The organism is Pseudarthrobacter sp. KH_020_B, assembly GCF_057840185.1.
On record NZ_CM174506.1, the window covers coordinates 1,890,030 to 1,914,236 of the forward strand.

Sequence of the window (24,207 nt, forward strand, 5' to 3'; positions counted from 1 at the left end):
CCTCCACAACAACTTAACCAATGCAGGACACTACTAGGGTAGGTACATGAGACGCGCTAAGATTGTGGCCACTTTTGGCCCGGCAATTGCCAGCTTTGAGAACACCCTCGCGGTGTTGGAAGCGGGTGTGGATGTTGCCCGGATGAACATGAGTCATGGTGACTACTCCGTGCACGACAACACCTACGAGAATGTCCGCAAGGCGGCAGCCCAGCTGAGCAAGCCGGTGGCCATCATGGCTGACCTGCAGGGCCCCAAGATCCGTCTTGGCCGCTTCGTGGACGGCCCCCACGCCCTCGCCGAGGGCGACATCTTCACCATCACCACCGAAGACGTTCCGGGCACCAAGGACATCTGCTCCACCACGCTGAAGAGCCTCACAGAGGACGTCAACGTGGGCGATGCCCTGCTGATCGACGACGGCAAGGTCGCTTTGCGCGCCATCGAGGTAGACGACGTCAAGGTTGTCGCCGAGGTGACCGTTGGTGGCATGGTGTCCAACAACAAGGGCATCAACCTGCCCGGCGTTGCCGTTAACGTTCCCGCATTGAGCGAAAAGGACGAGGACGATCTCCGCTGGGCCATCCGCCGCGGCGTAGACATGGTTGCGTTGTCGTTCGTCCGCGACGCCACTGACATCTCCCGCGTGCACGAGATCATGGATGAAGAAGGCCGCCGCGTGCCGGTCATCGCCAAGATCGAAAAGCCGCAGGCCGTGGACCAGCTGCACGAAATCATCGACGCCTTCGACGCCATCATGGTGGCCCGTGGCGACCTCGGCGTGGAACTTCCCCTAGAGGAAGTGCCGATCGTGCAGAAGCGCGCCATTGAACTGGCACGCCGCTGGGCCAAGCCGGTCATTGTGGCCACGCAGGTCCTTGAGTCCATGATCGACAACCCGCGCCCCACCCGCGCGGAAGCCTCCGACTGCGCCAACGCCGTCCTTGACGGTGCAGACGCAGTGATGCTGTCCGGCGAGACCAGTATTGGCAAGTACCCGATCGAGACCGTGAAGGTGATGGCCCGGATCATTGAATCCACAGAGGTTCATGGCCTGGAGCGCGTTCCGCCGCTGGGCACCAAGCCCAAGACCCGTGGTGGCGCCATCACCCGCGCCGCCGTCGAAATCGCTGACCAGCTGGATGCCAAGTACATCTGTACTTTCACCCAGTCCGGCGATTCGGCACGCCGCCTGTCGCGCCTGCGTCCCGTCAGGCCGGTGTTCGCCTTCACCCCGTTGGAGAACGTGTGGAACCAGCTGGCGCTGACCTGGGGCATCCAGCCGGTACTGGTGCCCATGGTGGGCCACACCGACGAGATGACCGCCCAGGTTGACCGCAGCCTGCTGGAAATGGGACTGGTGGAAGACGGCGACCTGGTGATCATTGCCGCCGGTTCCCCTCCCGGAAAGGCCGGTTCCACCAACTCGCTGAAGGCGCACAAGGTGGGCGACTTCGCCGACACCTCGCGCCTGGGCGGCGAGGCTGGCGTACCCAGGGAGAAGCTCGGTCCCTGGCCGACGGTATAGCAACCTAAAAGGAAGGACCCCTGCCGGCTGGCAGGGGTCCTTTTCTTTTGGTCCGGGTGATTGAGCTTGTTCGGTGATTGAGCTTGCCGAAATCCCGAGAGGTTAGTTGACCTGGTTGATGATGGTCTCGGCGACTTCGCGCATGCTGAGGCGGCGGTCCATGGAGGTCTTCTGGATCCAGCGGAAGGCTTCCGGCTCCGTCAGGCCCATCTTGGTGGTCAGCAGGCTCTTGGCGCGCTCCACGAGCTTGCGCGTGGCGAACTGCTCCTGCAGGTCCGAGACTTCGCTTTCGAGGGCCTTGATTTCCTCGTGGCGGGAGAGCGCAATCTCCAGGGCGGGGATGAGATCCGCAGGGGTGAACGGCTTAACCACGTACGCCATGGCGCCGGCGTCGCGGGCGCGCTCCACGAGTTCCTTCTGGCTGAAGGCCGTCAAGAGGACCACGGGGGCGATGCGGGCCTTGACGATCTTCTCAGCCGCAGTGATGCCATCCATGATGGGCATCTTGACGTCCATCAGGACGAGGTCCGGCTTGAGTTCCTCGGCGAGCTGCACAGCCTTCTCGCCGTTGTCTGCTTCGCCCACTACGTCATAGCCTTCGCCGCGCAGGATCTCGATGATGTCGAGTCGGATGAGGGTTTCATCCTCGGCCACAATGACGCGACGCGCCGGCTGGGACGTGGGTTTTGACTCCGTTTGTTCAGTCACGGGATCTCCTTGGAAAGGTACGGCGGGAACATCACCATCTTAGGTGCGCCCGCGGCCGTAGTTTGATCTGCATGGTCTATTGCGGCGTCGGCGGCGCGATTCTGGAATTCAGCCTATCTGCATGTAGAGTAATTCCGCGTACGTGAAGTGATCGCGTTGCTCACAATCAGCTGTGGGCGTACCGGTTGCAGAGCGTATTCCGCGCCCGAGTGGCGGAATTGGCAGACGCGCCGCACTCAAAATGCGGTATCGAAAGGTGTGTGGGTTCGAGTCCCACCTCGGGCACAGTGTTATCGCAGGTCAGCGGCCGATTGGCCAGTTCAGTGTGGACAAATCTACAGTTTTCGTCGACACCGGCGTAGCATTTTCATGTGGCAAACATCCGCAAACGCCTCAAAAAAGACGGAACGACGTCTTTCATGGTGTGCTGGCGTGATCCAAAAACTGGGGCCAGCCAAGGCATAACAGCGGTCACGGAAATCGAAGCGCAGACTCTCAAACGCCTGCTTGATGCAAACGGCCAGTCCTTTGAGATCGCGCAGTCCGCCCTCCTCACAAATCAAGCAAGGGTTCCGACGGTCGCCGAGGTCGTTCAGGAACATATTGACCTGCTTGTTCGACCTTCGAGCGGGACCACCAAGACATATCAGGTGATGCTCGACCTTCACATCCGAAACGTCATTGGCCACATCCCCGCGGACAAGCTCCACTACAGGCACCTCAGCCACTGGGTGAAGTCGATGGCGGCGAAGGGAAAGTCGCCGAAGACGATCCACAACGTTCACGGCCTTTTGTCTGCCGCGATGAACACTGCTGAGATGTTGCGGTACATCCCTCGAAATCCGTGCCGCGGGGTGCAGTTGCCAAGTGTCGACAAGGCTGAGGACGAAGCCATGTTCCTCACTCACACAGAGTTCAACATGGTTCTTGAAGCCATGGGGGCGCGGTACAAGACCTTCACGAGCTTCCTGGTGATGACAGGGACCAGATTCGGCGAGGCTACTGCACTGAGAGTGGCTGACGTCGATTTGCTCTCTAAGCCACCAACGGTGCGGATCAACAAGGCCTGGAAACGGGACGGCCAGTCGCAGTACTATATCGGAGCCACCAAGACTGGTGCAGGGAAGCGGACCATCGGGATCAACCCTGCCTTGGTTGACCTGCTGGTACCTCTCGTAGCCAGCCGTCCTGCTGATGAGCTTCTGTTTACGACCCCCAAGGGGGAACGGATCATCCACAAGCTCTATTGGCATCATTACTGGGTACCGGCCGTGAAGGCGGCGAAAGTGCAGGGACTGAAGAAATCTCCCCGCATCCACGACCTCCGGCACACACATGCGTCCTGGCTGATCCAGGACGGTGTTTCGCTGTTTACGATCTCGCGACGCCTTGGCCATGCATCAACCCGGACGACGGAGCAGGTCTACGGCCATCTGATGCCGGAGGCGCTGCAGGCCGGCGCTGATGCCACGGAGCGGTCGATCACCGGATTCGTGCGTTGACGTTTGAATCATTGCTGTTGTGATCTGGGCTGTTGGTAGCCGACGGGTGCGAGCCGCCGCCTTGCCCTGGCACCGATCATCCGTTCCTGCGAGGTTGACGCAGTATGAACCGGGACCTCCCGCAGGCGGGCGATCTCCGCGATGTGCTCCGAGGTGAAGATAATCTTTCCCTTGCCCCAGCAGGCGTGCGGGAAGGTACCGCTGGCGGCACCCTCCCGCAGCCAAGCCTCGGTGCACCGCATGAGGGCCGCTGCCTCGGCCGGCTCGTAGAACTCAAGGTCCATGGGAACTCCTAGGTGGCGTAGTCCGCTTGGAAGTTCATAGGGAGGTGAGTCGTGCCGGACATGACTTTCTGAGCCCTAACGGGACCAGGCATATCGGGTTGGGGACACGTGCTAGCGTGGCCGCCCTCCAGAGGCTTTGAGCGCTGCCCCAATGTTCGAGGGTCGGGTGATCCGCGTTGTCAGGTGCAGTGTTTTACAACACATGCGGCGGTCACTCGCTCGGCCACACATCGTGGCCTTGATGCTGATGTTGGCCATGTCGCTCTATCTGCCGTACTTCACCTTGGGCGTCATCGTTTTCGTACCAACCCGCAATTTGTGTCCAGTACGTTCCTAGATTAACAATTCCTTTTCTAAATTCGTCATACCTTAACAATTGTTAATTTCAACTGACGAAAGCAGTCCACCTGTGCCTGCGCAGCTCGGCCATTAGCTGGCTCTGTGCCATATCGATGGCGGCTTGTGCCTGGTCGATTAAGGCGCGTTGGTTCTCGCGTCCAGCGGTGTTCCTGTCCAAGATAAGGTCGTTGGCCTCAACACTGGCTGTGGTCTGCGCGACTGCGTCGACGAGATGTTTTCGCCGCCCGGCAACGGCAGGGTGCAGACCTTCATCACGGCGTCAGGGGCGGAGTTCGAGCGGACGATGTATGTTCCTGGCAACCCTGACCATGTTTAGACGCAACGCAATTGAGCCGGCGGGTCGCACGACTCCGAACGGCGGTCCTCGTCGCACGAGAAGCTGACTACTGTCGGGGCCAACAAGGGCTAGCAACGCCTCAGCGAAAGTTGGTCGCGCGGATCGGCGAACGAAAGTTGTCCGTGGTGGGACCTGATGCAGTCCGCTGACGAGCTGGCGCGCCCGGCCGACACTTCCATGAGGACCACGGGAACAGCACTACCGGCATCATGACAGCCGTCGCGGAGCTGGATTTGGCCGTGCAGCAGCCGGATGGTCTGCAAGGAGCACCATCCGTCGGGGCGGACGGTGGCAATGCGGCGTAGGGCGGCAATGCCTCCGTCCAGGGGTTCGATGAAGTCGTCCCGCCCGAAGAGGCTTAGCCCTCGCTACCAGGCCGGGGCCGTTGGGGACTGGGCATGCGTCCGGGCGACCTGGTAGGAGAGCTTGCCGAGCTCCTTTTGAACGACGGCATATTGATCCATTTGTGGGCCCAGTTGGGCGACCGCGGGCGGCCCTTGTTCCAGTAGCAAGTCGGCGATAGCCCGGGCCTGGGCGTGCACTTGGTGACAGCTTATTCGCGTGGCTGATGGCTATCACCGTTGGAGCGGCCTTGATCGGGGTTGGGCTTTTCGCCCGTGACTTCCGGCGGGCGCGGAATTTTTCAAGCTGAACGGTACCAACGGGAGTTAGGCGGCTGACTGTTCGGTGTTTTCCTTGGGTTGGTTGATCCATGCGGGCCCGGGCAGGGCCAGTATTTTGGGGTCGGTGGTTTTGGCGAAGCGGTTGGGGTGTTTTGCCCTCGCCGCGGCGAGGGTTTCCGAGCGTTGCTTGGCGATGCCGACGGCGAATCCGTAGTGGACGTTGGCGGGAGTGTGGAAGCCGATTCCGGAATGCTGGTGGTGATGGTTATACCAGTCCATGAACTCGTTGATAAAGGCTCTGGCATCGCCAAGGGAAGCGAAGCGTTCGGGAAACATGGGCCCGTATTTCATGGACTTGAAGAGGCTTTCTGAGTACGGATTATCGTTGCTCACCCGGGGCCGGGAATGTGACCGGGTGACCTCCAAGTCCGAGAGCAGCGCGGCCACTGTCTTAGACGTCATCGACGTGCCCCTGTCCGCGTGCACGACTTGCGGGATGCCGTGGATCCCGAAGATTTCCCTCATCATCTCCACTGCCAGAACCGCGGATTCACTGGCGTGCACGTGCGCTCCGACGATGAAGCGGGAGTGGATGTCGATCATCATGTAGCAGTCGAAGTATTTGCCCTTCACGGGCCCGGCCAGCTTCGTGATGTCCCAGCTCAGCACCTGGCCCGGGGCGGTGGCGACGAGCTCGGGCACGGTCCGGGGAGGGTGTTTGGCCAGGCGGCGGCGTTCCTTGACCTGCTTGTTCTCCTCCAGCACCCGGTAAAATGTTGACAACGAGCCCAGATAGACGCCTTGATCCAGGAGCTTCGCATAGACCTGCATCGGTGCCAGGTCCACAAACTCCGGGGCGTTCAACGCCGCCAGTACCGCAGCCCGCTCGGCAGGGCTGAGCTTGTTCGGTGGAGCTGCCTCCGGCTGGTCCCGGGGCGGGGCCGGCTTGCGGTACACCGTGGTGCGTGAGACCCCGGCCAGGGCCGCCGCTTGCCGGGTGGGGACCTGTTGTTGGCGCAGGCCGTGGTAGGCGGCCATCAATTCTTCTTGGACTTCGGCTCGTCCGGTGATTCCTGAATGGCGTTCTCTAAGAACGCCGAGAGTTTTTCCATGATTCCCAAGGCTGCCTCGGATCGTTTCAACCGGCTCTCACTCACCTCCAACTGGCGGCGCAAACGCGCGATCTCAGCCTGGTCCGACGACAGTTTCCCGATTGTCTCCCCAGGCTTCTTGCCAGCGAGGACACCGGCGTCACGGAGCCGGCGCCATTCAGTCATCTGGGATGAATAAAGGCCCTCGCGGCGCAGAAACGCACCGCCTTCATTGCCCTGGCACGCCGCCTCGTACGAGGCCAAATATTCGAGCTTCTGCACTGGGGTGAACGACCGGCGAGGGGTCGGTCCACCGGAACGCGGTCCGGGACTGTTCATAGGACCATCTTGGCCTACGGCACTCAAAACTGGACTGGACATGATTACTGGATTCCTGATTCTCGCCCCACGCGATTAAGCGGACTTGCTATGAGCCCTTGGTACCGTTCCAGCCTGACACGTAGGGGCGGGCCGGTTCCTGACACACACAGCCGAGCAGGCCGCGCCAGGCAACGCGTCGCTCTAATGTTCCAAAAGCTTCCCCTTACGGACAAGTAGTGGCCGTGCAGACGACTTTGGACATTTCGTGCCGACGACTTCGGAAAACGACAGTCACGCTTGCGAGCACGTCCAAGTCAGTGAGACGCCTCGCATCCCAAGGGTTATGAGACGGCGCCTATTATGCCCCTACACTTTCGGCATGACACTCACGGTTGTTCTTCCTGCAGCAGTTGGACTCCTCGGAGTCCTAATCGGCGGTTACCTTGCTGGTCGCCGCGATCAAGTGAACGCGGTCATCCAGATGAACATGGTGGACTATGCCGAGACCAAGGCAATATGCAGGGATGCTTTCGGCCTCCTATTGAAACTCCAGCGGAACGTGAAGGGGATGGCTTCGGGAATGAAACCCGATAAGGAACTGGCTGATGCCCTTACCGATTTGCAGGCTCGGGCAGAAATTCATCTTCCGGCACCGCTGCCGGAAAAGCTTAGGGCAGCAGTGGAAGCGATGACTCCTGTCACTTCAGCAGCGAAGGCAGGGGACTTCGTAACTGCCCAGAAGATTGTGGAAGACGGCTCGATCAAAGCTGCGCGAGTGGAGTTTCTGGAATGCGTGCAGAAGGAGTTTGATCGGCTCTACCTGCACATCTACAAAATGGGAGCGTCCCCGCTAACGATCGCATGGCGCACCGTGCTTCGCCGTTGGCCAGTTTAGAGGTGCTCGAGGACATCTGGAGCTGCGTGGGACAGGACGAACCCCCTCGACGGCAAATCGCGGGCGCCTGACCAAAAACCGCCGACCCTCCAAGATTGCTCTCGAGCGCTCTCCAGGACCTGGACAATGCTGGTAGCCACGACCCATCATCAATGTTGGCGAATACAGCGTGCCGGGCCGCTCCATCGCCATCAACTGCGGCGACAATCGGCGTCGCCCTGTGTTGATGGTAGGCAGCACAGCTCACGGATAGGGTTCCCAATTGCCAATAGACGGACCCGGAGTGCCCCACCTTTACCTACCGGCGCGTATTGACCGTTACCGGCAGTAACGGCCGTGTGGAGGAAGGGCTACAAACGGCTTTCGACGGCCCCGAAATGCGCACCGGAATTACGGTCCCGTGATCGGATTTTTGGCCGCCTAACGGTTGCACGAAGAACCGGAAACATCCCTCGTTTCGGGCTTTGGCGCTCCTACTCTGGAGTCATCCAATCACTCATACCCGAAAGGGGTACTCACGTGAAAAAACTAACCGCCTGGCTGACAGCCATCATCATGGCACTCGGGCTGGGCCTGCTGGCTTCGGGGTCCGCCTCCGCAGCCTCTTACTGCGGACTGGTCTGGAGCTCGCTGGCCAAGTCCAACCAGGCCATGAGCGCCGCGTCAGTAACCAACGTTCGATCGGGACAGCACCCCTGCTTCGACCGCTTGGTGATCGACATCAACGGAAAGGCAGCCGGCTACAACGTCCGCTACGTCTCAAAGGTCGTACAGGACGGGTCCGGACTGCCCATCAATCTGAGGGGTGGCGCATTCCTGCAGGTCATCGCCCACTCGCCCAGCTATGACGGCGCCACGGGCAAGGCCACCTTCGTGCCGGCCAACCGGTCCGAGGTGACCAATGTTTCGAACTACAACACGTTCAGGCAGGTGGCCTGGGCAGGCAGCTTCGAGGGCCACACCAGCCTGGGCCTCGGCGTCCGCGCCCGACTGCCTTTCAAGGTCTTCACCCTTGCAGGTCCCGGCAACGAATCCAAGCTCATGATCGACGTCGCCCACTATTGGTGACGGCAGCTGTGACGGCCGATAAAGCCTGGTAAAAGGCGAAGCCCCGCTCCCAAGGGGGAGGCGGGGCGCCGCTTTGCCTGTACCGTGCGGCGAGGCCTAGTCGGGAACCACCAGCGGCGGCGTGTCCTGGCGAATGGTCTTCCCCACGGAAGAACCCGGGCCGCGGGCGCGACGTCCCGACCAGCTCATTGCCGCTGGGTTCCTGTCGGCAGGGGCCGGGCCCGGGACAGCACCCAAACCGTACCGAAGGCTATCTCTGTGACGGGTGATTGTGGCATGAGTTTTCGAACAACATACGGGACAGCCAGATTACGGGCAATTACACGATCCGACTGTCAGTTTTCGAAGTCGTCTGCACGAGTGTCCAAAGCCGTCTGCACAGCGTGCCCGGTAGGGGATCCCCAACTGGGACGCATGTCGATTAACCGGACCCGTTCAGCGGCGGATACCGGACCGTTCGTGAGCAGGTTCTCTGCGCATACCGCGACTGAGCTGGTCACGGTCGGCCCGGTGTCCGCGGCGGCGGGCTTCACGCCGTAGGACTTTACACGGATACCTACTGTCGAAGGTCCTGTCGAAGGTCGGTCGTCGCGGGACCGGCTGGGACGGCGGGGTGCGGGGCCAGGTCCAGGCGGAGCGCAGGATGAAGGCCAGGAGCAGCACCTCGATTCCGATGGAGAGGCCGTAGAAGGAAGCATACTCCCAGTTCGTCGAGGCCGCGTTGAACACCGTGACGGGGATGTACAGCGATGCCACGACGAGGCTCGTGGCGCGGTTCACACGGGCGGGCAGCGTCATGGAGAGCCACGCCATCAGGGCCGGGATCCCTATGAGCGCGACGAAAATGGTCAACAATGGCCCGCTGATGTCGAACACAAAGACTTTGCCGGCCAGGATGTCGTCGATGCTGCCGGGCTTGTAGAGGTGGAAGTAGTCGACGTAGATGTAGAAGAACATGAAGCTGGTCCAGGCCGCCGCGAGCTTGGCCTGCACCGGGATCGGCGGGTTGTCGAGCAAGTTTGGGGTGTTCGTTCGGATGGTCATCGTTTTCTTCTTTCGGGAGGAGCGGTCCGTCCGCCGGAGTGACGGCAGGTCTGGGCGTGCATACGCACGGGTTGGGTCGTTCTCGTCGGTCCGGTCGTCAGACGGTGATCACGACCTTCCCTCGGGTGTGGCCAGCCGCGACGTAGCGGAGGGCGTCGGCTGCTTCGTCGAGGGGGTAGGTGCGGTCGATGACGGGCGTGACCTGCCCGGTCGTGAGCAGGTCGGCCAGGGTGAGCAGGTCCTGGCGCTTCCCGACCGACAGGAAGGGCTTCAGCTGCTGACGGGTGAACCCGGACAGCACGCGCGCTTTGACGATCCGACTGATGGGGCCGAGCCAGCGGCCGCCGCGTCCGCTGTTGGGGATGAGGGTGCCGGTGGGCATCAGCGCTCGGCGGACAGCCGCCAGGGGCTGGGCTTCCACGTTGTCGAGGATGACGTCGTAGCGCTTCTCCGTGCGGGTGAAGTCGGTCCTCGTGTAGTCAACGACGTGGTCGGCACCGAGCGACCGGACCAAGTCGACGTTGCGGGTGCTGCACACACCCGTCACCTCGGCGCCAAACGCCTTGGCGATCTGTACGGCGAAGGAGCCCACGCCGCCCGACGCGCCCGTGACCAGCACCGTCTGGCCCGGTCGGACGTTCGCGATCTCGCGCAATGCCTGCAACGCCGTCATGGCCGACGTGGGCACCGCTGCCGCGTCCACGACCGACAGGTTGGCAGGCACGGACACGAGGTTGTCCGCCGGGACACAGGCGTACTCCGCGAGCGTTCCAGCGGTGCTCCAGCCGAACACCTCGTCGCCGGGGCGGAGAGCGGTGACATCCTTCCCGACCGCTGCCACCACGCCGGCGAGGTCCCTGCCAGGGATGCCGTGGCGCGGCCGGCGGAGCCCGAACGCCAGGCGCACCAGGTACGGTTCACCGGTCATGACGAAGTAGTCGCCGGGATGTACCGAGGCCGCGCCCACCTGGACGAGCACATCGCCTCGACCGGGCAGCGGTAGCCCTACCTCGGACGACTCGAGCACGGAGGGCGGGCCGTAGCGGTGCTGGACGGCGGCCTGCATCGTCGCCGCCCCGGCCGGACTCGCCCCCAGCACCAGGCGTGCTCCGGCATCCGATCGCTGTTCGATTCCCACAGAAGGCTCCTCACGTCCGAGCTGCGACTCTCGCTGGCTCGTACACCGTACGTCGTACGGTGTACTATGATCGTGATCGTACGATGTACGAATGTCAAGCGTTCGAGAGAGCGAGAGGAGACCCATGTCTGCGAAGGAACAACACCAGGTCGCGTCAGACGCGCGGCTGAGCAAGCAGCGGGTGGTGGTCGAGGCGGTCCGGCTCGCCGACCGCGAGGGGGTCGACGGGCTGAGCATGCGCCGGCTGGCTGGCGCGCTCGGCGCGGGCGCGATGTCGCTCTACCACTACGTGGCGAGCAAGGAGGAGTTGCTGGACGCCATGATCGACATCGTGTTCGAGGAGATCGAGTTCCCGCCCGAAGAGACCGACTGGCAGTCGGCGATGCGACGGCGGGCGGTATCCGCCCGACAGGTTCTCGCACGCCACCGGTGGGCGATCGGCCTGCTGGAGTCGCGGACATCGCCGGGGCCCGCGAACCTCCGCCACCACGAAGCGGTCACCGCCTGCCTGCGGAGGGCTGGCTTCCCGGTCTTGATGGCGACGCACGCCAACTGGTTGCTCGACAGCTATGTCTACGGTTTCGCCCTGCAGGAAGCCGGCCTGCCGTTCGACACAGCCAATGAGTTCGCGGACATGGCCGAGGACGTCTTCCTGCCCCAGCTTCCTCCTGACGAGTTCCCCTACCTCAACGAGTCCGCCGCGGCGCTCATCGCTGCCGGCTACGACCCGGCAGAGGAGTTCATCTTCGGCCTCGACCTCGTCCTAGCCGCCCTCGAGCCCCTAAGAGCCTCCGCATAGCGACGCTCACGAACCGTGCCCGTAAGCCGGTCCCCCTGTCAGTTTCAGAAGTCGTCTGCACTGGATTCCGCGGAATTACGGGGCTTGTGCAGGCGTCTCCCGACACGGAAGTGCTCGAAGTCGTCTGCACCAACAGTCGTTTTTGTTCGAAGTCGCGTGCACCAACCGTCATTCTGTCTGCAGTCGCCTGCACGAACCGCCACGGACGCTGGGCTCTTTAGGCGTTCTGCTGGTTCTCGGCGGTCAGCGTCTCTGGTGGACGGGGCGGCAGGTAACGGCAGAGGCTGGAGCGGGTGATACCCGTGGCTTTGACGATCTCGGAGATAGACTGATTCTCCTGGTCACGAAGGTGCGCTGCGTAAGCGAGCTTCGCTGGATCGATCACGCTGGGCCGGCCGATCCTTTTGCCTTTGGCAGCAGCAACGGCACGCGCGTGGGCTGCGCGTTCGATTGCGTAGGTTCGTTCCATTTGGCCGAAGAGCGCGAGCATCACGACTGCCAGCTGCGACATGGGGTCATCTGGATTGGCTGAATCAACCCGGATCGGGTCGGCCAGGTTCCGGACGCCGACGCCGAGGCCTGCCAGGTCGTGGATGAGGTTCAGGGTGTCCCGGACGGTGCGGCCCAGCCGGTCCAGGGTGTGCACCACGATTACGTCTCCATTGCGGGCTTGGTCGAGTGCTTCGTGCAGTCCGGGCCGGTTTGTGGTGGATCCTGACTTCTTGTCCAGATATATGTGTTTGGCGGGGATCCCTTCGCCGCGTAGTGCGTCGATCTGTATGTCGAGGTCCTGTTTCGCGGTCGAGACGCGGGCGTACCCAATTTCCATGGAACCACTGTACCGATACTTATCCTGCACGCTTCGTATGGGACGCCTGAAAGAAGATAGTTGTGGAACGATATCTGGTCGCGTGTCGCCATTTTTCGGAGGAACAGTCTTGGGCGTTCGACTTCCTAGTACTACAGTCGCGTTTATTTTCGGTGTTGTCGGCGTTTTAATCGGACTTCGGCCCAGGATCCTGTTAATCATGTGTGATGTCTCCAGACATCGGTGACAGTTCTGCCTCAGGACAATGGTGACACTTGCTGCATCAAGACATCGGTAACAGTCCGCTCCTGCGCGCCACTACTTTCGGAACCGTGCTCGGGCCTTGCCGATCCCGACGTATCCGGTGCCTTCTGGCGGCCAGAAGTACTCCGCGATGACCTCGCCTTCGGTGTTGGCGAACACGACACCGTCCGTGTCCCAGACGGCAGTGACGATTCGTCCGCCCATCCGCTTGGTTACCGAGTACAGGGTCCTGCCGATGTTGACCACGCCGTTGGGATAGACCTTGAGCTTCTGGCTGCCGGTGGCTGCCGGGTGGGCAATGCTGCCGCTGATCTTCTGTGATGCTGTGGCCTCGGAAGAAGCTTCTGCTCGCGGCTCCGTGGTGGTCTGCCCTGCCGCTTCCGTATCGGCGGCCGCCACTGGTTCGGCAGCGCTCGGTGCCCCGGTCACCGGCCCCAACACCTCGGGTTCGGGAAGAACCGGCACTGGTTTGGGCCGGGGTGCTTCGGTAACGGCCGTGGCATCCCAGGACTGCTTCGGAGTGATGCGCCCCGGCAATCCCTGGTGCGGACGCTCGGTGTTGTAGATCAGGTCAAACCGGTCGACCTGGGCCTGGAGCTCTGCGTGGGATTGGGCCAGGGGCTGCTTGTCCAGCCAGCGGAACAACGTCTGATGGAACCGCTCGTTCTTTCCCTGGGTGGTCGGTTTATATGGTTTGCCGGTGATCGGCTCGACGCCGAGCGAGGAGACGTAGGTGACCAGCTGGCCTTCCCACCCCCGGCGTGAAGGATTTAGGGCCATGCCGTTATCCGTGAGCAACCTTTGCGGCACACCGTGGGCGGTGATGCCCTTCTTCACGACCGCCAGGGCCGCCTCACTGGTTTCGCCGGCCGCCACGTGGGTGGCGAGTGCGAGGCGTGAATGATCATCCTGCAGCTGGAAGATCACGCACTTGCGCCCACCGGTGAGCACGTACTCGGTGGCATCCAATTGCCAGCACGCGTTCGGGGCCGGATAGACGAACCTGCGGTAAGCGGCACGGGGCTTCTTCTTCGGCTCCAGCCGGGCCACGTTCTTCTCCCGAAAGATCCGTGCCAGCGAGGCCACGGACGGGGCGCGCATCTTCAGGGACACCATCTTGTCGTGCACGCTGATCGGCCCATGATCCAGCCCCGAGGATTCCAGAGCGGCCCGCACCTTCAACGCGTCTTCCTTGAGGTCCTCGGTGAGCTTGGTGGGTGAGGTTTTCGGGCGGCGTGAGCGTGGCTCCAAGGCTGCGGCCTGGCCTTCATCGCGTGCCCTGGCCCGGATCGCGTAGAACGTCTTGCGGGTGATGCCGTGCTCGTCGCAGAATGTGGTGACGGACCCGCGGGGTGCATCATCGGGCCACTGGGCGATCGCAAGGCGGATACGGGCGTTGATGGGCTCATTCTTATTCACCCGTCATTCTTGGTTTCCCATGCCATGCCGGCCAAAGCCGTGTTAACCCTCGAAAAGTGTCACCACCAAAGCCCGCCGAAGTGTCACCATTGTCCTGAGGCAGAACTGTCACCGATGTCCTGCGACATAACAATCCTGTTAATCATGACGGGTGAGCGATGATATTTGGGTGGCAGAAATCCAGGAATGGGCTCAGGGCCTTGAGGAAATCAGGGATCTGATCGGGGGCGAGTTCGCGCGCACGGAGCCGCGGAACAACGCGGTCAACTACATCCGCGGCCTGCTTTCGGATGAGGAGCGAAAGAACTCCTGGACCTTGTCCGAGCGCGCCGGGCAGGGCACCCCGGATGGGATGCAACGGCTGCTCTCGACCACGGACTGGGACCCTGACGCCGTACGTGATGCCATGGTCGGCTACGTGAAAAGGCATCTGGGGGATGCGAAGGGGATTTTGGCCATTGATGAGACCGGGTTCCTGAAAAAGGGGACCGCCTCGGCCGGAGTGGCCCGCCAGTATTCGGGCACCGCAGGGCGGGTGGAAAACTGCCAGATCGGGGTGTTCCTGACCTATGCCTCACCTGCCGGGCGGACGTTCCTGGACCGGGAACTATACCTGCCGAAGGCCTGGATCGAGGACCCTGCCCGTTGCAAGCGCGCGGGCGTCCCGGAAGAGCGGGTGATGGCCACCAAACCCGTCCTTGCGGCCGAGATGATTGAGCGTGCACTGGATGCCGGCATCCAAGCCGAATGGGCTACCGGGGACGCGGTCTACGGCCAACACGCCGGGCTGCGCCGCCGGCTGGAAGCCCGCGGCCTGCACTACGTCATGGCCGTTCCCATGAACCAGCGCGGCATCACTCCGGCTCCCGGTTCATTCGGCATCGAGGGCAGGGCGGATGAACTCTTCGCCGCCCTCGACGGACGGGCCTGGCGCACCCGGACTGCCGGGACCGGGACCAAAGGTGAACGGCTCTACGCCTGGGCGAGGATCCGCATCAACGGCCCCGCCGAGACCGGGGAGCACTGGCTGCTGGCCCGCCGCTCTCTGAAAGACCCCAAAGACCTGGCGTACTTCATCTGCTTCACGCCCGAGAACGTCACCCTGATCGAATTGGCCAGGGTTGCCGGGGCCCGCTGGGCCATCGAGGAAACCTTCCAAACCTCCAAGGGCGAAACCGGACTCGACCACTACCAAGTACGTCAATACACGGGATGGTACCGGCACATCACACTCTCCATGTTCGCGCACGCTTTCCTCAGCGTCATCCGCTCAAAAAAGGGGGCCCTTACCCGGGCTCCGAGCAGCTGGTAAGGCTCTCGCTGCCCGAAATCAGGCACCTCATCACACGAATCGTCTGGCACCGACAACCAGACCCCCATCACGTTATCCACTGTTCACTCTGGCGACGAAAACACCAACACCGCGCCCAGCAATGCCACTACAAAGCACGCAGACAGACCCTACAAGCGCGACTGTAGTACTAGGTTGTGGGCTTTTGTAGGCGATCCACAAAACAACAATCCTGCGCTCGGTCATCCATGCCTGTTGGCTGAGATTGGCGGCTATTTCCATCTCAGGTTGACAATATTGCGGATGTCGATGCTAAAGGTGGTCGGGAACCGCCGAACCAAAGTTGAGAGTCACAAGTCGCGCGCGGCTTAGTTCCGTTTCGCCCTAGTCCTTGAGCAGGAGGCGGAGGTTGTTCATGGCGTCGGTGTTGCCGAGGCCGGCCGCCTGGCGGTAGAGCTTTTCGGCCTGTTCCGTTTCGCCACGCTTCTCGAGCAGGGCGCCGAGGTTGTTCATGGCGTCGGTGTTGCCGAGGCCGGCGGCCTGGCGGTAGAGCTTTTCGGCCTGTTCCGTTTCGCCCCGCTCCGCGAGCAGGATGCCGAGGTTGGTCATGGCGCCGGTGTTGCGGAGGCCGGCGGCCTGGCGGAAGAGCTTTTCGGCTTGTTCCGTTTCGCCCCGCTTCTCAATCAGGATGCCGAGGTTGGTCATGGCGTCGGTGTTGCCGAGGCCGGCGGCCTGGCGGTAGAGCTTTTCGGCCTGTTCCGTTTCGCCCCGCTCCGCGAGCAGGATGCCGAGGTTGTTAATGGCGTCCGTGTTGCCGAGGCCGGCGGCCTGGCGGAAGAGCTTTTCGGCTTGTTCCGTTTCGCCCCGCTTCTCAATCAGGGCGCCGAGGTTGGTCATGGCGTCGGTGAGGCCGAGGCCGGCGGCCTGGCGGTAGAGCTTTTCGGCTTGTTCCGTTTCGCCCCGCCTCTCGAGCAGGACGCCGAGGTTCCTCATGCCGCCGGTGTCGCCGAGGCCGGCGGCCTCACGGAACAGCGTCTCGGCCTGTTCCGTTTCGCCCCGCTTCTCAATCAGGGCGCCGAGGTTGTTCATGCCGCCGGCGTCGCCGAGGCCGGCGGCCTGGCGGTAGAGCTTTTCGGCCTGTTCCGTTTCGCCCCGATTCTCAAGCAGGACGCCGAGGTTGCCCATGGCGTCGGTGTTGCCGAGGCCGACGGCCCGGGTGAACAGTTGCGCTGCGGCGGCTTCCTGGTCGTTTTCATAAGCGGTCACACCTGCGGTCACCATGTTTCCCGCTGGTGCTTCGGCACGCGCGACCGCTTCCCAGGTCTGAGCAGGAATCTTGTCGCCATTGGCGGTGATGTGGTCAACAAGATAGTCGAAGGGACGCCAGTCACCATCCACTGGGGAGAGCAGCCGGAAAGCACCGCCACCTATTTTCCGGTCTGTTGCCCAGTTGATCGCGCAGGGGACATCCTCCAAGCCGTCGTCCAGTTGACTGCGTGAGAGGTACGCCGGGGCGAGGGCTTCGGCAATCGACTTGGGAATGGCCTCTGCTATGCCGCTGCGACTCCAGTCCACGGCTGCGCGGATAAGGGCCGTGCCCAAAGGATGCTCGCTTCTTCCTGACTCCCAACGCTTCATGGCGAGGAAGCCGCCGCCGATGTAGGCGCCAACACCGTAGCGGGAGATACCGGCGCCTATCCGCGCGTCGCCGCTCTGCTCCGCGAGCCGTTGCCGTTCATTATCGTCAACGAGGAGCCGCACGGTGTGGAATTTGACCAACAGCTCCCATTGGGTGCGGGGCAGGTCACCGGTGGGCTGAAAGCCTTCGTAGGCGCTTTCCCTCATTGTGGCAATCACGATATTCCCAGCCCCGGTGAGCTCGTCGATCCACCTGCCCTTCAGATTCTTCGGATCAGTAATGTAGCGATCCAGATCATTGAGCCAAATCACCGCCTGGCGCGGCAGTTCCCCTCCAGCCATCACCTGGGCCAGTCCGTCCGGAACATCCGGGATCACGAGCATCCGCTCGGCATAGTAGGCACGCATCACTTCGGCCGCCATGCGGGTCTTGCCGGCCATCGAGGGGCCCAGCACCAACGCCGGCGCCCCGGATTCCAAGACATCCACCAGCTCACGTTCCGCATCGCGGTGCAGATACGGAATGGCTTCCATCGCTTCATGAACACCCAAGGCTGTGAGGGCTGTCCCGGCCACCGTCGGGAGACGCCCGACCCTGTCCCCGGTCGTCAGCAGCGCGTTCTCAAGCAACCCGGTGCGGGTATCGCGCGCCTTGGCATCCTCTTTCAGACGCACCAACAGCACCCCGCCCACGCCGGCCAGGACCGCGAGCACGACGATCAACCATGACGGCCCTTCCTTCCATTGGTTAATGACAACTGCCAGGACCGCCAGCGCGACAGCGAGCAACAACAGTACCCACGACTGTTCCCGCCGCCGGCGGCGGGAACTCCATTTCGGCTGGGCCATCCTGCGTCACCCCCGGTCTTCTCGCAGCAATCTTCGCCGCTGATATGTCGTCAATCTTGGCCCTGCCGCACAGGGAACGGAAGCCCCGACCAGGGGAACCGCCCGGGCTGGAAAGGCAAAACAGCAGCGGCGACTGGGCTAAGGAGGACAACAGTGCGGTGGAAGAGCCGAGTTGTCGTTCGGCTTACGGGAAGGAAGCGCCGTCTTGCGCCGAGTGCAGAGGACTTCGGACAGTCCGTGCAGACGACTTCGCAAAATGACAGGTCCAGAAAAATGGCATTTGACCGCTTATTTTTGATCAGAACCCGTTGCCGGTATCAAATCCGGGCGGAACGCGCGAAAGAGGGTTTTTGACGTGTTTCGATCATGCGGCACCTGATTATTGAAAGGCGGCCGTATGAGCCGGAACGTGATTGGCTATGCCCGAGTCAGCACCCGGGGGCAATCCCTGGATGCGCAGGTCGATGCACTCGTGGGCGCAGGCGCCATCAAGGTCTTCATGGAGCATGCCTCCGGCGCCACGCAAGCACGGGCGCGGTGGCAGGACTGCCTGGAGCACTTGATGAAAGTGCATGGATCAGCATCTACAGGCCCGATGCTGAGTCGATCAACGACCTTGAGACGGGGAACTCCGCTTTGCTGGAGACCTCTATCATCAGTTTCCTCGCATTTGGCAACGTGTTGGGCATGATCCAGGGCTCGCGATCGGCACCATCATCCGGAGCCTTAGCCGAGTGGATAAACGGATTGGGCCTTGTTAATGGAAAGGTCGAAACGCAGGCACTGATCTCCGAAGAAAGCGCCAGGAAACTCCGCCAGTCTTCAGAGGCGGCAAGGATTGAAACAAGGGTCCACACAAGCCGAGCAGAAGCGCTCGAGCGTCATGGTTCAAGGCTTTCGGGCATTATGAGGACTATCCGCCAAGAGTATGGGCCCATGACGGTGACAATCATCCTGCAGGCATCCCGGGCTAAGGCAAGCAGCGAGGGGCGACACATGTTGAAGGAGGAAGCCTTCAAGCTAAGCGAGGCCACTGACGACGACACTGTCGAGAGTGCTAAGGCCAAGCTTATTTATCTTGACGCAGATGAAGAAGCAACAACGGAAGAGGTGAACTTCGTCAAGCAGAAGATAACTGCCAAGAGAAAGATCGCCACCAGATCCGCCGACGGGAACCCAATCAGGAACCAGTCGGCAGTTGAGGCCATACTTGCTGTTGCCGACGAGCATGATGAAGAGTTGCGCCGGATTACCCGCTACTGATTCAAAACGTCCGACCCCCGGGATACGCTGACCGCAGAGGAAGGAGACAGGCTAATGAAACACCTTAAAGCATTGGTTTCCTCTGCAAGGGACTACTGGTTCGATCACTTGTGGGTGGACCTACTTTTTTCCGGGCTTGTCGTCGGTGGCCATTTGACGATCGTCATGCTCAGCGGCCGCCTAGACGTTCTGTCTCTGGCCTCGCTTGATGAGCGGCGCGGTCTTTACTCTGCCCCGGCTGTCGTTGTCTCGCTAATTGGCGCCTTTAGCGGTGTGGCTATTGGGCAGGTGGCATCAGGCAAGGGCGCTCGAATCCGCGCCTTGAAGTCGGCCGCTGCAAAACCTTTGGCTAACAGTTGGCGAAGCATCTATCTGGCGGCAATACTTGCAGCCTGCATGGCGCTCTTTTGCTTGGCGGTTGATGTCAAGGCACGTGAGGGTGGGGCGGCAGCCCCATTTGTCGTTCGGTGGCTGTTTGAGTTCGGTCTTGTCTACTGCGTAACAAAATTCGTGCGACTAGTAGCCTTGTTTCACCCTATTATCGAATCTTCCGCGAAGGACGATGCTGAGTCCGACGCCGGCCCTAAGCCTGCCCTCGTCCCGAATCCCAATTGGCCAGATAGGCGCGCAGGCTGACAAGTCGGGCTTTAATCCCATGGAATGAGATCTGTTGGGCGCTGCTGCGGACCGGGGTCCGGAGGGCTCCCGGCCGGCAAAAGGCTACAGCGAAAGCTGCGACGGTCTCTTACGGCGTTGGCGTCAGCGCGCGTGCCTCTTCTCAGCTCTGTGTACGATCCGCAGTAAAAGGTCAGCAAGCTGAATCACTTCAGCTGCTTCCAGCGGGTCGTCGAATTGGACCGTGCGGTGACTGGTTGGATTCTTGTAGGCTCCGATGGCTCCAGCAAAGAGATTAGCGGTGGCTTCCTTCTCGCCACCTTCGGCCGCAGCGTCTGTCAACAGCCCATCTTTAGTGTTGAAGGCTTTTCGCATGAGGTTGACGCCGATGGTCTCATCGGGCAGCCCAGCCACGCGTCTGACCTCAACTTCCACTGCCTTAAGCGCTGCGAAGCATGCTGTTTCGTAGTCTCCAAGGGAAAAATTAGAACGGGCGGACGATAGCAGCGGGTTCAGTGCGCCGGCCAGTCTGTCAGCAGCCCATACCTTCGATATTGCCTTCGGATCATCCATGAGCTCGCGTCCCGATGCCGTCACTCGTTGCCACTTCGATGCAGGTGCCGTATCTGGACCCAGCAGTCCGTGCGACTCCAGCCAAGCCCAGGCGTCACTCAGCCGGTTCAACAAGACCTGCTGGTCGGGCTGTTGGTTATCCCTCAGCGCCGACTCAAAACCTCTGAAGGTGTTGTTGGCGGTCACGGTTCCCGTGCCCAGCTTTCCCAATAGCTTCAAAGCTAGATCGGGTAGTGGCAGATTGCGAACGTCTTCGAAGGGGACAACGGGGAGATACATAAGGCCAGCGTAGGTGAAGGTTGGAAAGCAGATCCAAAGGGCACACTGGATCGCGGCCGCGGAAAAGGTCACGGCAGGATCAGCCCGGCTTCCATCTCTGCGGCAACGCCGCCCATGCAAGCCAAGGGCACGCTGTTACCCCGATCCGGTTCCGGCGCCGTCTCCTGCTCGCTTCGGCATCTGCAGCTCTGCTCGTCGGCGGAATCGTCGTGGCAGACGTCATCAAGCCCGCTGGTCCTGGCGCAACCGCCGAAGCAGCCGAGGTCCTGAAAAACGCAGCGGCAGCAACTAGACAGCTGACCCGTAGTGGCTTTGAAATAGAGCTCGTGACCGCGCGATATCACCAGTCGCGAGACACATTGAGCGTCCGGCCTCCTCGCGACGGTAGGCGGAACCAATAATGCTGAGGGACCCGGAGCAGCCCCTGCACTGGATTAGGGGACACCATGCGGGCGAGGGATGAGCCCTTTACTGGTCGTACCCGTTGTCGCCGTGGTCCTCTGGCACACATAGGGATGGTCCGGTGTCCGATGAACCCACCCAGCGCCGCTTCCTGACCGTCGACCAGACAGCCGAAGAGCTCAACGTGAAGTCGAGCCTCATCCGGGCACTCATCAAGACCGGGGAGCTACGCGCCATCCAGATCGGCGGGAGGCATGTGGCGCATCGGGCGCCAGGACATCGAAGACTACGTCAGCGAAGCCTACCGGCGTACAGCCGAACGCATCGCCGCCGGTGAGCTCATGGACGGGGGGGAGCCCGACGCTGAGTAGCCGTTCACTGGTGGGGCCTGACGATCGCGATAACAAGCTGGGGTGCGTTTACTGATGCACAGAAATCGCTCCGTCCGAACGATCTCGTCCTCCAGTTGCCAGACCGAGGGAATCGCGAAACGCTCTACACGCGAGAGCATGTTGGCAGTGACTCTGTCCTCGGCGGACCGGACCAGAAAATACCCGGTGGCTCCAAGAATCAGGATCAGTGCCAGGACCAGCCCGGTTCTGAGCTTCACTGGATCCCCCCAATCCGACTTTGTTCCGCCAGCCTAGCCCTGGTGTATCCCTATCTGGAGGACATGCCGTCGGAATTTGTAGGCCTATCGGTACCCGCGAGGACGCAGGGTTGGTCGGATCGGGTCCTGGCTACCGTCCATGAATCAGCCAGAATTTCGATGTCAGCAGGGCGCGCACACATGGTCTTTACGCTGTCCTGCACCTCCGGGAGTAGGCAAGACGATGCACGTTGGGTGGGGCGGCGAATTTCGCCCGATCGCGACGACGCCCCGCCGCGGTGACCATTCGAGTCTGTCCACTCGAATTCCGGGGCGGCAACATTTCGGGGGACAATCGGCGGCGCACTGTTGACGGCGGCTTCCGCCGGACACGAGTAGTGGTGACCGAGCTCAAGCCAGCGTTCACGCGATGATCATCCATGTGCCCGATTGCTCGTCCGTCAGTCGGCCGCTGGTTGGTTGCGCGAGCACGATGCGAACAGGGCCCATGCCGACCCACCTCGTCCTTGAACGTTCGTCAATCAAGCTCCTCTCACATGCTCTCTCGGAAGGTCGCTATCGTCCTCCGGTCAGGCTCTGCACGGTCGACTTGATGGCCGTGCCAGGGGCCGATTGAATGCCGAGAACCGCGCCTGAACAGGGGAAACACGGGCCTGAAACGACCCACCCCCTATTTCAACATTCACTGGGGTCAGGGCCTGGGGGTGGTCGGGGGCGTACTCCTGTTCGGTGACGGCCAGAGCCCGCTGCGAATGACGGACAGCTCCGGCGGAGTCGCCGGCCTGACCGTATGTAACGGACAGCATGTTGAGTGTGTGAAGGAGGTCATCTGGGTCGCCCTCGCTCTCGACGAGCTGAAGCAGGCGGTTCAATGTCGTTTTGGCGGCCGGGAAGTAGCCGCGCTCCCGTTGGAAGTTACCACCGAGGGTTAGGAGATCTTTCGCTGCTGCCATACCGTCTGTGAATCGTGCTGCATGCTCAGCCGCAGCGAGGACGTGGGGAAGAAGAACCTGATACTCGTCCCAGGACTCACGCTCGAGCTCGGGCAATCCCTCCAGCACAAGGGTGGCGGCAGCGTTCGACAGGGCCTCGCTTTGAGCAGGACCATGGCTGCTTGCCACGACGGATTGGAGAAGGCGGTGGACAGTGATCACGTCGGGCGTGAGCTCGACCAAGCTGTAGCGGCGCAGGACACTCAAAGCCTCATCGAAGTCCAGCTCGTCCAAGTCGTATAGAGGCGCGAGCGAAGTTCATCGGCGGCACCGTGCTCTTTTACGGGGCCAAGTTCACCGGCGGCACCGTGGACTTCGTGGGGGCCAAGTTCTCAGGTGGCACCGTCGACTTCCGCTTTCCCGTAGCTTGGCGGGTACCGCCTCTTGTCCACTGGTACCACGGCCCTCCAGAGAATATGGCCACAGGAACTGCCATTCGTCTGGCACCACTAAGACAATCGTCCACGGCGGCCTGCAAGGGTATGTCCATTGAGGCCGGATGGAAAAGATGCAACGGCTGATGAGTGCATCATTCCCGTCACAACCAGGCACCCCGGCTGCCGCCGCCCAACAGCGGCCACCGGAACAGCGCGGCCAGCAACAACCCAAATACGGGCGCTAAGCATCCTGACATCTGCCAAGGTCCAGGGCGGGCTCTTGAACTGGTGTTACATCCGGTTTCTGAAATTCACCGATACTCACTGAGACGTGACAGCTTTAGCACGCCCAGGCAACTATCAGGAAAATGGCAAAGGCTGCCGCGGCAATAAGAGCCCCTGTGGCGCCGCAGGCGAAGTAAATAGCGCACGCGGCAATAGCCGCAGCGGTCGAGCAAAGGACGAGCGCGATCAGGAACCATTTCCACCATGGAAGGGGAGAATGCGGTTGCGTGCCGCGCGCCGGCTGCTGCCTGGCCTCAATGAACTGACCAAGCCCGCTGTCCAGATATTCGTAGAGGTCGTCTACGTTGCTGGTTAGTCCGTCAATCTCGTCCCATACTTCCAGCACCTCCTGATACTCCACTGTCTTCATCGTGTATTCGGCCAGACGATGTGCGATGTCAGAGCGCGCGCTCCTATAGAGGCTGCTTACGGTCCCGTCGGCGAAGGCATCGCGGATCGCTGTGGATTCCGCGTCAGAACGCTGCCTGACTTCGGCCAAGACCGCCCGAGCGCGTTGTGCCGCCTTGATTGATCGCTCATTGAAGTTCACTGCCAGTCCGCTGTAGGGATCGGTCCCGGAGAATTCACCTATGGCAGCCAGTTTTTCGTTCTCACGAACCTGGATTTCGGTCGCCCCGGCGAACAACCCCATGTCGAGAACGCCCTGGTAGACAAGCTCGAACTTGGATTCTGACTTGCTGTAGATCTTCTCTACACGGCCCATCAGGGTGTCATTGGCCATTCCCTGACCGTCTTCGAATCCTCTTGCGCCTTTACTGCATCGCCATGTTGCACAAGCTTCGATCGAGCATTCCATCGCGAACACCGCCCACCTTCCTGTTTT

The 24,207-nt window shown here is 61.5% G+C and carries 19 protein-coding genes, 1 tRNA gene and 1 pseudogene; 10 read left to right on the plus strand and 11 right to left on the minus strand.

The genetic code is table 11. The features are described 5' to 3' along the window. The first annotated feature begins 46 nt into the window (after positions 1-46). Positions 47-1,528, plus strand: coding sequence for a pyruvate kinase (gene pyk / locus AC3IT0_RS08840; RefSeq protein ID WP_489323346.1), 1,482 nt, complete (start codon positions 47-49; stop codon positions 1,526-1,528). Positions 1,529-1,630: 102 nt separating this feature from the next. On the opposite strand, the gene AC3IT0_RS08845 is transcribed toward pyk, so the two are convergent. Then, positions 1,631-2,236, minus strand: a complete 606-nt coding sequence (locus AC3IT0_RS08845; RefSeq protein ID WP_056345656.1) for an ANTAR domain-containing response regulator — start codon at positions 2,234-2,236, stop codon at positions 1,631-1,633. 203 nt (positions 2,237-2,439) lie between these two features. Here AC3IT0_RS08845 and AC3IT0_RS08850 point away from each other — a divergent pair. After that, positions 2,440-2,521 (plus strand) — tRNA-Leu (locus AC3IT0_RS08850). An 86-nt stretch (positions 2,522-2,607) separates the two neighbouring features. After that, a complete protein-coding gene (locus AC3IT0_RS08855; protein WP_489323347.1) occupies positions 2,608-3,738 on the plus strand; it encodes a tyrosine-type recombinase/integrase in 1,131 nt (376 codons plus the stop codon). Between the two features lie 8 nt (positions 3,739-3,746). Here the strand turns inward: AC3IT0_RS08855 and AC3IT0_RS08860 are convergent, their stop codons facing one another. Both AC3IT0_RS08860 and AC3IT0_RS08865 read right to left on the minus strand, forming a co-directional pair. Beyond that, complete coding sequence (locus AC3IT0_RS08860) at positions 3,747-4,022, minus strand: hypothetical protein (protein ID WP_489323348.1); 276 nt, start codon at positions 4,020-4,022, stop codon at positions 3,747-3,749. A 1,365-nt stretch (positions 4,023-5,387) separates the two neighbouring features. Next, a protein-coding gene (locus tag AC3IT0_RS08865; RefSeq protein WP_489323349.1) for an IS3 family transposase occupies positions 5,388-6,772 on the minus strand; the annotation gives its coding sequence in 2 pieces (ribosomal slippage) (positions 5,388-6,454 and positions 6,454-6,772; 1,386 coding nt in all). Positions 6,773-7,133: 361 nt separating this feature from the next. Here AC3IT0_RS08865 and AC3IT0_RS08870 point away from each other — a divergent pair. Beyond that, positions 7,134-7,649, plus strand: coding sequence for a hypothetical protein (locus AC3IT0_RS08870; RefSeq protein WP_489323350.1), 516 nt, complete (start codon positions 7,134-7,136; stop codon positions 7,647-7,649). 519 nt (positions 7,650-8,168) lie between these two features. Then, positions 8,169-8,717, plus strand: a complete 549-nt coding sequence (locus AC3IT0_RS08875; RefSeq protein WP_489323351.1) for an AMIN-like domain-containing (lipo)protein — start codon at positions 8,169-8,171, stop codon at positions 8,715-8,717. Positions 8,718-9,152: 435 nt separating this feature from the next. On the opposite strand, the gene AC3IT0_RS08880 is transcribed toward AC3IT0_RS08875, so the two are convergent. Together AC3IT0_RS08880 and AC3IT0_RS08885 are read right to left on the minus strand one after the other, a co-directional pair. Then, positions 9,153-9,761 (minus strand): DUF6326 family protein, encoded by a 609-nt coding sequence (locus AC3IT0_RS08880; protein WP_489323352.1) that lies wholly within the window; start codon positions 9,759-9,761, stop codon positions 9,153-9,155. Between the two features lie 97 nt (positions 9,762-9,858). Continuing rightward, positions 9,859-10,899 carry an NAD(P)-dependent alcohol dehydrogenase gene (locus AC3IT0_RS08885; protein WP_489323353.1) on the minus strand — a complete coding sequence of 347 codons (1,041 nt, stop codon included), beginning with the start codon at positions 10,897-10,899 and terminating at the stop codon, positions 9,859-9,861. A 124-nt stretch (positions 10,900-11,023) separates the two neighbouring features. Between AC3IT0_RS08885 and AC3IT0_RS08890 the strand changes: the two genes are divergently transcribed. Next, the gene (locus AC3IT0_RS08890; RefSeq protein ID WP_489323354.1) at positions 11,024-11,698 is read left to right on the plus strand and encodes a TetR/AcrR family transcriptional regulator; all 675 of its coding nucleotides are present in this window, start codon (positions 11,024-11,026) and stop codon (positions 11,696-11,698) included. A gap of 217 nt (positions 11,699-11,915) precedes the next feature. Here the strand turns inward: AC3IT0_RS08890 and AC3IT0_RS08895 are convergent, their stop codons facing one another. Continuing rightward, entirely contained in the window at positions 11,916-12,527 is a 612-nt protein-coding gene (locus AC3IT0_RS08895) for a recombinase family protein (RefSeq protein WP_489323355.1), read from the minus strand. 297 nt (positions 12,528-12,824) lie between these two features. Next, positions 12,825-14,189, minus strand: coding sequence for an integrase core domain-containing protein (locus tag AC3IT0_RS08900; RefSeq protein WP_489322008.1), 1,365 nt, complete (start codon positions 14,187-14,189; stop codon positions 12,825-12,827). Positions 14,190-14,358: 169 nt separating this feature from the next. On the opposite strand from AC3IT0_RS08900, the gene AC3IT0_RS08905 reads away from it, so the two are divergent. After that, entirely contained in the window at positions 14,359-15,501 is a 1,143-nt protein-coding gene (locus tag AC3IT0_RS08905; protein WP_489323755.1) for an IS701 family transposase, read from the plus strand. Between the two features lie 363 nt (positions 15,502-15,864). On the opposite strand, the gene AC3IT0_RS08910 is transcribed toward AC3IT0_RS08905, so the two are convergent. Beyond that, entirely contained in the window at positions 15,865-17,967 is a 2,103-nt protein-coding gene (locus tag AC3IT0_RS08910; RefSeq protein ID WP_489323356.1) for a tetratricopeptide repeat protein, read from the minus strand. A 397-nt stretch (positions 17,968-18,364) separates the two neighbouring features. Between AC3IT0_RS08910 and AC3IT0_RS08915 the strand changes: the two are divergent. The 3 genes and pseudogenes from AC3IT0_RS08915 to AC3IT0_RS08925 form a co-directional block, all read left to right on the plus strand. After that, a pseudogene (locus AC3IT0_RS08915) lies at positions 18,365-18,475 on the plus strand (recombinase family protein); the annotation flags it as partial. A 29-nt stretch (positions 18,476-18,504) separates the two neighbouring features. Beyond that, positions 18,505-19,230 carry a hypothetical protein gene (locus AC3IT0_RS08920; protein ID WP_489323902.1) on the plus strand — a complete coding sequence of 242 codons (726 nt, stop codon included), beginning with the start codon at positions 18,505-18,507 and terminating at the stop codon, positions 19,228-19,230. A gap of 54 nt (positions 19,231-19,284) precedes the next feature. Next, positions 19,285-19,866, plus strand: coding sequence for a hypothetical protein (locus AC3IT0_RS08925; protein WP_489323357.1), 582 nt, complete (start codon positions 19,285-19,287; stop codon positions 19,864-19,866). Positions 19,867-19,989: 123 nt separating this feature from the next. On the opposite strand, the gene AC3IT0_RS08930 is transcribed toward AC3IT0_RS08925, so the two are convergent. From AC3IT0_RS08930 to AC3IT0_RS08940, 3 genes are all read right to left on the minus strand, one after another. Beyond that, the gene (locus AC3IT0_RS08930; RefSeq protein WP_489323358.1) at positions 19,990-20,697 is read right to left on the minus strand and encodes a TIGR02391 family protein; all 708 of its coding nucleotides are present in this window, start codon (positions 20,695-20,697) and stop codon (positions 19,990-19,992) included. 1,581 nt (positions 20,698-22,278) lie between these two features. Next, complete coding sequence (locus AC3IT0_RS08935; protein WP_489323359.1) at positions 22,279-22,935, minus strand: tetratricopeptide repeat protein; 657 nt, start codon at positions 22,933-22,935, stop codon at positions 22,279-22,281. A 483-nt stretch (positions 22,936-23,418) separates the two neighbouring features. Next, positions 23,419-24,105, minus strand: coding sequence for a hypothetical protein (locus AC3IT0_RS08940; protein ID WP_489323360.1), 687 nt, complete (start codon positions 24,103-24,105; stop codon positions 23,419-23,421). Positions 24,106-24,207 lie beyond the last annotated feature (102 nt).